The sequence below is a fragment of the Actinomadura napierensis genome, assembly GCF_039529375.1.
In the GTDB taxonomy this organism is placed as follows: Bacteria; Actinomycetota; Actinomycetes; order Streptosporangiales; family Streptosporangiaceae; genus Spirillospora; species Spirillospora napierensis.
Genome location: NZ_BAAAMR010000073.1, coordinates 42,263 through 53,327 on the forward strand (window position 1 = coordinate 42,263; position 11,065 = coordinate 53,327).

An 11,065-nucleotide genomic window follows, 5' to 3' on the forward strand; every position below is an offset into this window, starting at 1 on the left:
CCCGTGCGGCTCACCGCGATGCGGCTCACCGGCGTAGGGGCCGCTCGGCCGCCGGCCCGCCGAGTACCGCCCCGTCGGGTACGGGCTCTCCGGCGCCGGGACGTTCGGCCGCCCGTACCGCCCGGGCGGCGGGGCCAGGAACCCGCCCGCCGGCGCCGGACCGCCGAACGCACCGTCCAGGGGCGCCACACCGGGCGGCGGCGCGTCCATCGGGGCGGCCACCGGGCGCTCGGGCGGCGCGGCGTCCAACAGCAGCTTCATCTGGCTCTTGCGCCGGCCGTACACCAGGTAGATCAGCACGCCCGCGGTCATCCAGACGAGGAAGTACCCCCACGTCTGGACCTTCAGGTTCAGCATCAGCCAGCCGGTCGCCAGGATCGTCGCGGCGGCGGTGACCGGCGCGGCCGGGACGCGGAACGGGCGGTGCAGGTCGGGACGGGCGCGGCGCAGCGCGAGCACGCCCGCCGAGACGAACAGGAACGCGAACAGCGTCCCGATCACCACCATCTGCTCCAGCGTGAGCACGTTGACGCTCTGCGACATCACCACCGCCGCGCCGCCCGCGACCAGCGTGGCCCTCGACGGCACCCGGTAGCGGCTCATCCCGGCGATCGGGCGGGGCAGCAGCCCGTCCCGCGACATCGAGAACACCACCCGGGTCAGGCTGATCAGCACCACCAGGATCACGGTGGTCAGCGCCAGCACCGCGCCGATGTCGATGATCTTGCCCATGGACTGGGCGCCGGCCAGGCCGAACGCGGTCGCCAGCAGCGGCTTGGCGGGGTCGAGCCGGTCGGGGGAGACCATGCCGACCATCGCGACCGCGACCGCGACGTACAGCACGACGGCGATCGCGAGGCTGGTCAGCATCCCGCGCGGCACCTTGCGGGGCGCGTCGTCGGTCTCCTCGGACGCGGTGGCGATCAGGTCGAAGCCGATGTAGGCGAACGCGATCGCGGGCGCGGCGGCGAAGATCCCCCAGATCCCGAACACTCCCGGGTGGCTGCCGGTGACCGCGCCGAGCAGGGCGTCCAGCACGGTCGTGGCGCCGTGCGGCGCGGGCCGCTCGGGCGGCACGAAGGGGGTGAGGTTGCCGGCGTGGAAGAACTTCAGCCCGGTCGCCACGACCAGCCCGATCACGATCAGCTTGGCCATCACCATGAACCACAGGCTGCGCAGGCTCATCCGGCTGCCGGTGGCCAGCATGGCGATCAGCAGCACCAGGATGCCGAACGCGAACAGGTCGAAGCCCTTCTCCTGCCCGATGATCCCGGCGAGCCAGGACGGCACGGGCACGGCGAAGTCGGCCAGCGCCTGCGCGGCGTACAGCGACCAGGCCCGCGCGACGACCGACGCGGCGAGCAGCAGCTCCAGCACCAGCGCCCAGCCGACGACCCACGCCCAGATCTCGCCGAACGCGACGTAGCTGAACGAGTAGGCGCTGCCCGCCACCGGGACGATGGACGACAGTTCCGCGTAGGACAGCGCGGCGAGGAAGCAGACGCCGCCGGCGATCAGGAAGGAAATGATCACGGAAGGGCCGGCGGTGGTCGCGGCCTGCTCTCCGGAGATCTTGAAAATGCCGGAGCCGATCATCACGCCGAGGCCGAGCACGACCAGGTCCCGGGTCCGGTACACGACGCGGAGCCGGTGCCGGCCGCCGTACAGCCGGCCGGTCGCCTGCTCCACCGGCAGCCGGCGGAACATGGTGTTGCGCGTGCGGACGTCCCAGGTCATAGGTGTTCCCCCCTGGCCCGAACCCGCGCCGCTGTTCGCGAGAGACGGTTGGTCGAAGTCCCTAAGAATTCACCAGGTATGACCATAATCGCAACGTTTTACGGCGGATTGCTGTCGGGTGTCTGTTGTCGGATCCTGCCGAACCATGGTCCGCCAGTATGGCGGAAGGAGCCGCAGGTGAGGGGCGGATACCGAGTCCGTTTCTAGTGGACCGTTCCCACCAATAACCGCCATTCCGAAGGAAAGCGCTTTCGAGTCGCGGCCCGGAGGCCGCCGGAACGGCCGGGGTCGGCCGGTGCGGACGGTGGCCATCGGCGAAGATCGGTGGCACCGTAGGGACGCCGCGTCCCACAGGAGGTTCGGTGTCCCGCCCAGCACAGCGCCCCTCGCCTTCCAGAGCCCTCCGCCGCACCGCGCTCGCCGCCGCCGTCGCCGTCACTGCGGCGCTGGCCGTCCCGACCGCCGCCCCGGCCGCCGCCGCGGCGGCCCCGCCGGGGCACCGCCCGCCGCCCAAGCAGCCCGTCGCGACCGGTTACGGCGGCGCGGTGTCCACGGTCGACCCGGACGCGAGCCGCGCGGCGCTGGAGATCCTCAAGCGGGGCGGCAACGCGATGGACGCCGCCGTGGCCGCGGGCGCCGCCCTCGGCGTCACCGAACCGTACGTGTCGGCCATCGGCGGCGGCGGATACATGACCTACTACGACGCCAGGACGCGCAAGGTGTCCGCGCTCGACGGCCGCGAGTTCGGCCCGGCGTCGATGAAGGAGGACTACTTCATCGACCCGGCGACGGGCGAGCCGCTCTCCTTCGCCGACGCGGTCACCAGCGGGCTCAGCGTCGGCGTGCCGGGCACGCTCGCCCAGTGGGACCTCGCGCTGCGCCGGTTCGGCACCCGGAAGCTGAGCACGCTGCTGCAGCCCGCGATCAACGTCGCCGACCACGGGTTCGTGGTGGACCAGGAGTTCCACGACCAGACCGCCGTGAACGCGGACCGCTTCCGCGACATCGTCCCGACCCGGAAGCTGTTCCTGCCCGGCGGCGAGCCCCCGGCCGTCGGCTCGGTCTTCAAGAATCCCGACCTGGCGAACACCTACCGGCAGATCGCGAAGCACGGCATCGGCTGGCTCTACCGGGGTGAACTGGGCAAGGAGATCGTGCGGACGATCGCCGATCCGCCGGTCGACCCCAAGGCGACGCGGAAGGTCCGGCCCGGGGTCATGAAGGCCGGCGACCTGGCCGCCTACAAGGCGCTGTCCAAGCAGCCCACGCACGTCGCCTACCGCGGCTACGACGTGTACGGGGAGCCGCCGTCGTCGTCCGGCGGCTCCACGGTCGGCGAGGCGCTGAACATCCTGGGCAACTTCCGCCTCGACCCGCGCGACCCCGTCACCGCGCTGCACTACTACCTGGAGGCGTCGAAGCTCGCCTACGCCGACCGGGGCGCCTACGTCGGCGACCCCGACAAGGTGAAGGTGCCGCTGGACGAGCTGCTGTCGCAGGGGTTCGCCCGCGAGCGCGCCTGCCTCATCAAGCCGGACCAGGCCGCCACCGCTCCCGTCGCGCCCGGCAGCCCCGACGGGGCGTACCAGCCGTGCGTCCCGCCCGGCACGCAGACCCGCGTGCTGGCGGCCGAGGGACCGCAGACCACCCACCTCGTCGTCGCCGACAAGTGGGGGAACGTCGCCTCCTACACCGTGACGATCGAGCAGTTCGGCGGCAGCGCCCTCACCGTCCCCGGACGCGGCTTCCTGCTCAACAACGAGCTCACGGACTTCTCCTTCACGCCGTCCGCGCCCGGCGGCCTGCCCGACCCGAACCTGCCCGGACCGCACAAGCGGCCGCGCAGCAGCATCTCGCCGACCATCGTGCTCCAGGACGGACGGCCGCGGCTGGCGCTCGGCACCCCCGGCGGGTCCACGATCATCACGACCGTGCTGCAGATCCTGGTGAACCGGATCGACCTCGGCATGGACCTGCCCACCGCGCTGGCCGCGCCGCGCGCCACCCAGCGCAACACCCCGCAGGTCTTCGCCGAGCAGGCGTTCATCGACCGGTACGGCAGGGGCCTCGCCGCGCGCGGGCACCGGCTGGAGGTGTTCCCCGGCCCGCCCGCGGGCGTGATCGGCGCGGCCACCGGCCTGGAGTTCCTGCGGCCCGGCCTCGTCCAGGCGGTCGCCGAGCCGGTCCGGCGCGGCGGCGGCAGCGCGATGGTCGTCCGGCCGGCCCGCCCGTGATGATCTCCCCGGGCACGCGTGCACGGCGCGGGGAGAGGGAAGTAGTGGTCTCATGGCGCAGTCTTACGTGCAGGTGACGACCACGACCGACGCCCGGTCCGAGGCGGCCGGGCTGGCCCGGTCGGCGGTCGCCGAACGGCTCGCCGCGTGCGCCCAGCTCGTCGGCCCGATCGCGAGCACCTACTGGTGGGAGGGCGAGATCGAGTCGGCCGAGGAGTGGATGGTGGTGTTCAAGACCACCGCCGACCGCTTCGACGAGCTGGCCAGCATGATCACCGAGATGCACTCCTACGACTCCCCGGAGATCATCGCGACGCCGGTGGTGGCGGGCAGCCTGGACTACCTCGCCTGGGTCGCCGAGCAGACCGAGCCCGCCGAGCGCGACGACGCGGTGGACGAGCCCGCCGACTAGCGCCGGCGTGTGACGGACGCCATAGCCGGGTAAGTCTTCATTTACCGGGGCCGGCGTGGTTTCCTCGGCCGCGGAGAGGAAGGCGGTCGACGTGCGCGAGGAGTCCGAGGTCCGCGAGGGCGGGGACGGCGAGGACCACGGCCTGTTCGGGCCGGGCTCGGTGACCTGGCAGGTGATGGGTGAGCCGGTGCTGATCGTCGGCGGGATCCGGGCGCTGCTGCTGCAGGCGCTGCATCCCCGCACGATGTGGGGCACCGCGCAGAACTCCGAGCTGATGAATCCCGACGCCGCCTGGGCGCGGCTCGGCCGGACGGTCGAGTTCGTCCGGGTGCGCACCTACGGGACGCACGACGAGGTCGAGCGGGTCGGGCGCCGCATCCGCAAGCTGCACTCCAAGCTCACCGGCCTCGACCTGCGCACCGGCGAGGCGTTCCCGGTGGACGACCCCGAGAACCTGCTCTGGGTGCACATGGGGGAGGTCGACTCCTACCTCGACGTGGCGCGCCGCGCCGGGGTGCCGCTGACCGCCGCGGACGCCGACGCGTTCGTGGACGAGCAGCGCCGCGCCGCAGCCGTCGTCGGCCTGGACCCGGCGGACGTGCCGGGCTCGGTCGCCGAGATGAAGGAGTACTACGAGCGGATGCGGCGGCAGATCTTCGCGTGCCGCGAGGCCCGCGAGGGCCTGAAGCGGATGTTCAGCCCGGCCGTCCCGCAGCACCTGATGCCGCTGAAGCTGGCCGCGCCGGGCGTCGCGGTGCTGGTGGTGTCGACGCTGCCGCGCTGGGCCCGCCGGATGTACGGGCTGCCGGGGCTGCCGACGTCCGACCTGGCCGCGACACTTGCGCTGAAGGGCCTGTACCGCACGACCCATGTCGTCCCGGAGCGGTTCCGGTACTCACCGGACGCCCAGCGGGCCAGGCGCCTCACCCGTGCGCACGAGGAGGACCTGGCCGGCTGGTCCATGGCGTCCTGAGAGTGCCGGGCCCGGTCAGGCCATCGGCGGGGGAGCGTCGCCCTTCGCGGCGGCGTCCGGTCCGTCGCCGGCGTGCGAGCCGTGCTTGGGCAGCAGCAGCGCCGGGACGATCAGCACCGCGGTGAGGACCAGCGAGACCCAGAACGTCGTCCCGAACGCGTCCGCGAGCTTCGGCGCGACCTGCTCGCGGATCCGGTCGGGGATCTGGCCCACCCCGCCGGCGCCGCCGTTGCCGCCCGCCTGCGGCAGCCGCGAGCCGATCTGCCGCGACAGGATGACGGCGAGCAGCGCCACCCCGACCGAGCCGCCGAGTTGGACGAGGATGTTGAGCGTGCTGCTCGCCCGCGACGCCGCCGAGCGGGCCAGCGTGGTCAGCGCGGCCGACATCGTCGGCATCATCGTGCAGCCGAGGCCGAGGCCCCGGACGTACAGGGCGGCGCCGAGGAACCAGTAGGAGGTGTGCGCGCCGACCAGCGCGAACGGGATGGTGCCGACCACCAGCAGCACGATGCCGAACGGGACGATGCGCCCGGCGCCGAGCTTGTCGGTGACGATCCCGGAGAACGGCATCGCGGTGGCGGCGCCGAGCCCCTGCGGGGCCAGCAGCAGCCCGGCCGCGAGGGCGCCCTCGCCGCGGGCGGTCTGGTAGTACAGCGGGATCAGCAGCATCGAGCCCATCAGCGCGATGCCGACGAGGAACACCGCGACGGACGCGGTCGCGAAGGTCCGGTCGGCGAACAGCCGCACGTCGATCAGCGCGCGCTCGCGCCGCTGCAGGCTGTGCAGCACGAACAGCGCCACCAGGACGGCGCCGGCGACCAGCCACGCGATCGTGGAGGCGTTCCCGAAACCGCCGTTGCTGTTGGCGGTGGACAGCCCGTAGATCAGCAGCGCGAACCCCGGAGGCAGCAGCACCAGCCCGCGCAGGTCCAGCGCCGAGGAGCCGCCCCCGCCCTGCCCCTCCTGCTCGTGCGGCACCTTCCACCAGGCGAGGGCGAAGGCGAGCGCGCCGACCGGGAGGTTCACGAAGAAGATCCAGCGCCAGTCGACGTCCTCGACCAGCCAGCCGCCGATCACGGGGCCGAGCACCGGGCCGAGCAGCATGGGCACGCCCACGATGCTCATGATGCGGCCCATCCGCCTCGGCCCGGCGGCCATGGTGAGGATGGCCATGCCGGTCGGCATCAGCATGCCGCCGCCGAGCCCCTGCAGGACGCGGAAGACGATGAGCGACTGGATGTTCCAGGACGCGCCGGACAGCACCGACCCCGCGACGAACAGCACGATCGACAGCATCCACACCCGGCGGCCGCCGAACCGGTCGACGGCCCAGCCGGTGATCGGGATCACCGTGCCGAGCGCGAGCGTGTACCCGGTGATCGTCCACTGGATGGTGGACAGGCTCGCGTGGAAGTCCTTGCCGAGCGTCTGCAGGGCCACGTTGACGATGGTGGTGTCCAGGATCGCCATGACGGTCCCGGACACGATGACCAGACCGAGCAGGATCACCTGCGGGTCCAGCCGTTCGGTGGCGGCGGACGCGCCCGGCGGCGCGAGGTCGGTGGGCGGGCTCTCGGCCATGGTCGGCCCCCTCGTGTGTGCTCCGGTTGCCCCGTGTCCCCGTTGCTGAAAGCTTGAAACGCCTTGAAGTTCAACGTATTTACACTGCAGCACGGAATGTGTTGAAATTCAAGGTATGTCCGGGAAATCAGGCGCGTCCGCCACGGCCGGTGACGCACCGGACGGTGCGCCCGCCGGCGCGGACGCCCATGTGGGCGCCGGTACGGACGCCGGTACGGACGCGGCCGTGGACGCCGACCTGGAGACGATGGTCCAGATCATGGGCCGGATGTTCCGCGGCATGAAGGGGTCGGCGGCGCACGAGGAGGCCGAGGAGCTGATCGGCCTGGTCAAGGACGCCGGGCTCGGCCCCCGGCACGTCCCCGTCCTGATCCGCCTGGTGCTGAACGGCCCCGTCCCGGTCGGGGTGCTCGCCCGGCACATGGGGCTCAGCCCCGCCACGGTCAGCCAGCTCGTCGGCGAGCTGCAGCGCGGCGGCTTCGTCGACCGGCGCCCGGACGAGCGGGACCGCCGCCGCATGATCGTCAGCCTGGACGAAGGGCGCCGCGAGCTCGTCGAGCGGTTCGCCCTGCGGCGCCTGCGGCCCCTGCGGATGACGCTGGAGGCGCTCGGCCCGGTCGAGCGCGAGCACTTCCTGCACGGCTGGCGGACCCTCGTGGAGATGATGGAGCGCGCCGCGCACGAGGACCCGCTCGGCGGCCGGGTCAGCCGCGGCGCATGAGCCGTCCCACCGCCGCCATCAGCTCGGTGGACATCTCCTCGCCCTTGCCCTCCTGCGTCCCCTCCGCCACGCAGTGCCGGACGTGCCCGTCCAGCAGCCCGAGCGCGACCTTGTCCAGGGCCGCCTGGACGGCGCTGATCTGGGTGAGGATGTCGATGCAGTAGCGGTCGTCGGCCACCATCCGGTCGATGCCGCGGACCTGCCCCTCGATCCGGGCGAGCCGGGTCTGCAGCTGGTCCTTGGTGGCGGTGTACCCGCGGGTGGGGGTCTCGCCGGTCGCCATCTCCGTCCTCGCAATCACTCCGGGGCCGCGCGGGTCCCTGGGACGCCCCGCCGGGGGAGATCCCCCGAGGGGTATTTTATGCGGTCGGATCGGCCGGGACGTTCCACGAGGTGATCACCGGGTGGCCGTGCTCGGTGCCGAGCATCGACAGCGTCCCGGTGGCGAGCGCGAAGGCCCGCCCGAGCGCGGGCTCCAGCCCGAGCCAGCGGGCGGTCAGCACCCGCAGCACGTGCCCGTGCGCGACGAGCGCCACATCGCCGTCGGCCAGCAGCGGCCGCACCCGCGCCAGGACCGCGTCGGTCCGCGCGCCGACCTGCTCGACGGTCTCGCCGGGGTGCTCGGCGTCGCCCGGGACCACGCCGTCCTTCCAGAGGTACCAGCCCGGCCGGTCCCGCCGGATCTCGGCCGTCGTGATGCCCTCGTAGCCGCCGTAGTCCCATTCCCACAGGTCGGGGTCGTGCTCGTCCACCTTCAGGCCGGCGAGCTCGGCGGTGCGCCGGGCCCGCTCCGCCGGGCTGGCCAGCACCCGGACGATGTCCCGCTTCGCCAGCAGCGGGGGGAGCGCCCGGGCCTGCTGCTCGCCGCGCGCGGTCAGCGGCAGGTCGGTGCGTCCCGTGTGCCGCCGGTCCCGGCTCCACTCGGTCTCGCCGTGCCTCAGAATGATCAGCTCCCCCACGATCACCACCCTAACGGCCCGCGGGGGCGGCCGGCTCAGTCCAGGATCGACGCGAGGGGGGTGTACGGGAGGCCGTGGGCCTCGGCGACGTGGTCGTAGACGAGCTCGCCGGCGTGGGTGTTGAGGCCCTTGGCCAGGGCGGCGTTCTCGTGCAGGGCGCGGTGCCAGCCCTTGTCGGCGATCTGCACGGCGTAGGGGAGGGTGACGCCGGTCAGCGCGTACGTCGAGGTGTTCGGCACCGAGCCCGGCATGTTGGCGACGCAGTAGAACGTGGAGCCGTGCACCGTGTAGGTGGGGGCGTCGTGCGTGGTGGGGCGGGAGTCCTCGAAGCAGCCGCCCTGGTCGATGGCGATGTCCACCAGGACCGAGCCGGTCTTCATGCCGGCGACCAGCTCGTTGGAGATCAGCTTGGGCGCCTTGGCGCCGGGGATCAGCACCGCGCCGATCACCAGGTCGGCGGCGCGGGCCTCCTGCTCGACCAGGTAGGCGTTGGACACCAGCGTCCGCATCCGGCCCTGGTAGATCGCGTCGATGTGGCGGAGCCGATCGACGTTGAGGTCCAGGACGGTGACGTCGGCGCCCATCCCGACGGCGATCTGCGCGGCGTTCAGCCCGGAGACGCCGCCGCCGATCACCACGACCTTCGCGGGGGCGACGCCGGGCACGCCGCCCGGCAGCACCCCGCGGCCGCCGTTGGAGGCCATCAGGTTGTACGCGCCGACCTGCGGGGCGAGCCGTCCGGCGACCTCCGACATCGGGGCCAGCAGCGGCAGCGAGCGGTCCGGCAGCTGGACGGTCTCGTAGGCGATCGCGGTCACGCCGGCCGACAGCAGCGCGTCGGTGCACTCGCGGGACGCGGCGAGGTGCAGGTAGGTGAACAGGGTCTGCCCGGCGCGCATCCGGTGGTACTCCGCGGCGATCGGCTCCTTGACCTTCAGGATCAGGTCGCCCTCGGCCCACACCTCGTCCGGGCCGTCGAGGATCTTGGCGCCCGCGGCGGTGTAGTCGTCGTCGGGGATGTGCGAACCCAGGCCGGCGCCGCTCTCCACGAACACCTCGTGGCCGTGCCGGGTGAGCTCGTGCACGCCCGCCGGGGTGATGGCCACCCGGTACTCGTGATTCTTGATCTCTTGCGGGACGCCGATCTTCACGGGGGACCCTCCGTCAACGCTGACCAGGACGTACGCCGGTGCGCACGCCTACAGCGTGCGTTGCGCGGACCCCTCCGTGCCATGTGCAGGTTGCAAAGTCATCGTTGTTTCCGATGACAGGATGTAAAGCGCCCCAGGTCGCCGTGCCGACGCCGGTCAGGGCTTGCGGGCCATGCCCCCGTACATGAGCCGGTGGCCGACGGTCAGCTCGTCCGGGACGGGCTCGTCGGGACGCCACAGCGGCAACGGGACCAAGCCCGGCTCCAGCAGCTCCATGCCGCCGAACCAGCCCTCGATCTCCTCGGGGGTGCGGAACCGGCCGGTGCCGAGCAGCCCCTGGTACTGCACCTCGGCGTCGACCGCCTCCTGGCTGGACGCGCAGAAGCTCGTGATGAACAGGTGGCTGCCGGACGGCACCGCGTCCATCAGCGTGTCGACGACCCGCTGCGGGTTCTCGTCGTCGTGGAGGTGGTGCAGGATGCCGACGAGCATCACCCCGACCGGGCGTTCGAAGTCGATGAGCCGGCGGACGTCGTCGTGCGCGAGGATCTCCTCCGGCTTGCGGACGTCCGCGGTGACGACCGTCGTCCGCTCGTTCTCGGCCAGCAGCGCCCGCCCGTGCGCGAGCACGATCGGGTCGTTGTCGACGTAGACCACGCGGGACTCCGGCGCGACGGACTGGGCGACCTGGTGGGTGTTCTGCACGGTCGGCAGCCCGGAGCCGAGGTCCAGGAACTGGCGCAGCCCGGCCTCGCCCGCCAGGTACCGCACGCCGCGGCCGAGGATCTGCCGGTTGTAGTCGGCCACGTCGTAGATCTCCGGGACGATCTTGACGATCTGGTCCACGAACGCCCGGTCGACCTCGAAGTTGTCCTTGCCGCGCAGGACGACGTCGTAGGTGCGCGCGATGCTGGGCTTGGTGACGTCGATGCCGAGTGATGCCCAGTCGTACTGCTGATCGTCCGCCATGTGCGTCCGCCTCGTCCCGCTGTTGAGTTCTCCGGATGCCGCCGCCGCCCATGATCCTAGACGTCGGCTCCGCCCGCCGTCCGGAAGCTGTGGAATGTTCGCTGGAGCGTTCCGGGGCGTCACCGGCGGGGGGCGGGCAGCCACTCGTCGGCGATCGCGACCGTCAGCTGCTCCAGCAGGGGCCCGGCCCGCCGGACGCGGCGCTCGGCGTCCGGCTCGATGTCGTCGAGCGCGTACACCGCCTGGATCCGGGCCTTGCGCAGCCGCTCGCCGGTCAGCCCGCGCCGCCCGGCGACCGCGATCACCGGCGCGCCGTCGCGGTCCACCG

General features: G+C 72.5%; 10 protein-coding genes and 1 pseudogene. 4 read left to right on the plus strand and 7 right to left on the minus strand.

The annotated features are described in order from the left end of the window. The coding region (locus ABD296_RS32980) for an APC family permease (protein WP_344276260.1) at nucleotides 1-1,737 on the minus strand (1,737 nt) is incomplete at its 3' end. A gap of 362 nt (nucleotides 1,738-2,099) precedes the next feature. On the opposite strand from ABD296_RS32980, the gene ggt reads away from it, so the two are divergent. The 3 genes from ggt to ABD296_RS32995 are packed head-to-tail and all read left to right on the plus strand — an operon-like array spanning nucleotide 2,100 to nucleotide 5,356. Further along, on the plus strand, nucleotides 2,100-3,971 hold the full coding sequence (gene ggt, locus ABD296_RS32985) for a gamma-glutamyltransferase (RefSeq protein ID WP_344276263.1): 1,872 nt from the start codon (nucleotides 2,100-2,102) through the stop codon (nucleotides 3,969-3,971). 52 nt (nucleotides 3,972-4,023) lie between these two features. Next, entirely contained in the window at nucleotides 4,024-4,383 is a 360-nt protein-coding gene (cutA, locus tag ABD296_RS32990) for a divalent-cation tolerance protein CutA (RefSeq protein ID WP_344276266.1), read from the plus strand. Between the two features lie 55 nt (nucleotides 4,384-4,438). Continuing rightward, nucleotides 4,439-5,356, plus strand: a complete 918-nt coding sequence (locus tag ABD296_RS32995) for an oxygenase MpaB family protein (protein ID WP_344276269.1) — start codon at nucleotides 4,439-4,441, stop codon at nucleotides 5,354-5,356. Nucleotides 5,357-5,371: 15 nt separating this feature from the next. Here ABD296_RS32995 and ABD296_RS33000 read toward each other — a convergent pair whose 3' ends face one another. Next, complete coding sequence (locus tag ABD296_RS33000) at nucleotides 5,372-6,937, minus strand: DHA2 family efflux MFS transporter permease subunit (RefSeq protein WP_344276272.1); 1,566 nt, start codon at nucleotides 6,935-6,937, stop codon at nucleotides 5,372-5,374. 115 nt (nucleotides 6,938-7,052) lie between these two features. On the opposite strand from ABD296_RS33000, the gene ABD296_RS33005 reads away from it, so the two are divergent. After that, nucleotides 7,053-7,658: a MarR family winged helix-turn-helix transcriptional regulator gene (locus ABD296_RS33005; protein ID WP_344276275.1), complete on the plus strand. Its 606-nt coding sequence runs from the start codon at nucleotides 7,053-7,055 to the stop codon at nucleotides 7,656-7,658. Here the strand turns inward: ABD296_RS33005 and ABD296_RS33010 are convergent. The 5 genes and pseudogenes from ABD296_RS33010 to ABD296_RS33030 all read right to left on the minus strand — a co-directional run. After that, on the minus strand, nucleotides 7,642-7,941 hold the full coding sequence (locus tag ABD296_RS33010) for a metal-sensitive transcriptional regulator (protein ID WP_344276278.1): 300 nt from the start codon (nucleotides 7,939-7,941) through the stop codon (nucleotides 7,642-7,644). The two genes, ABD296_RS33005 and ABD296_RS33010, sit on opposite strands and share 17 nt — an antisense overlap. A 76-nt stretch (nucleotides 7,942-8,017) precedes the next feature. Further along, a complete protein-coding gene (locus tag ABD296_RS33015) occupies nucleotides 8,018-8,617 on the minus strand; it encodes a histidine phosphatase family protein (RefSeq protein ID WP_344276281.1) in 600 nt (199 codons plus the stop codon). A 35-nt stretch (nucleotides 8,618-8,652) separates the two neighbouring features. Beyond that, complete coding sequence (gene ald / locus ABD296_RS33020) at nucleotides 8,653-9,768, minus strand: alanine dehydrogenase (protein WP_344276284.1); 1,116 nt, start codon at nucleotides 9,766-9,768, stop codon at nucleotides 8,653-8,655. 156 nt (nucleotides 9,769-9,924) lie between these two features. Then, on the minus strand, nucleotides 9,925-10,737 hold the full coding sequence (locus tag ABD296_RS33025; RefSeq protein ID WP_344276287.1) for an SAM-dependent methyltransferase: 813 nt from the start codon (nucleotides 10,735-10,737) through the stop codon (nucleotides 9,925-9,927). A 119-nt stretch (nucleotides 10,738-10,856) separates the two neighbouring features. Beyond that, a pseudogene (locus ABD296_RS33030) lies at nucleotides 10,857-11,065 on the minus strand (glycerate kinase); the annotation flags it as partial.

What these genes read in the sequence shown, in the direction of transcription:
- cutA (WP_344276266.1), top strand. Translation starts at nt 4,024, where the DNA reads ATGGCGCAGTCTTACGTGCAGGTGACGACCACGACCGACGCCCGGTCC.
- ABD296_RS33000 (WP_344276272.1), bottom strand. Translation starts at nt 6,937, where the DNA reads ATGGCCGAGAGCCCGCCCACCGACCTCGCGCCGCCGGGCGCGTCCGCC.
- ABD296_RS33005 (WP_344276275.1), top strand. Translation starts at nt 7,053, where the DNA reads ATGTCCGGGAAATCAGGCGCGTCCGCCACGGCCGGTGACGCACCGGAC.
- ABD296_RS33010 (WP_344276278.1), bottom strand. Translation starts at nt 7,941, where the DNA reads ATGGCGACCGGCGAGACCCCCACCCGCGGGTACACCGCCACCAAGGAC.
- ABD296_RS33025 (WP_344276287.1), bottom strand. Translation starts at nt 10,737, where the DNA reads ATGGCGGACGATCAGCAGTACGACTGGGCATCACTCGGCATCGACGTC.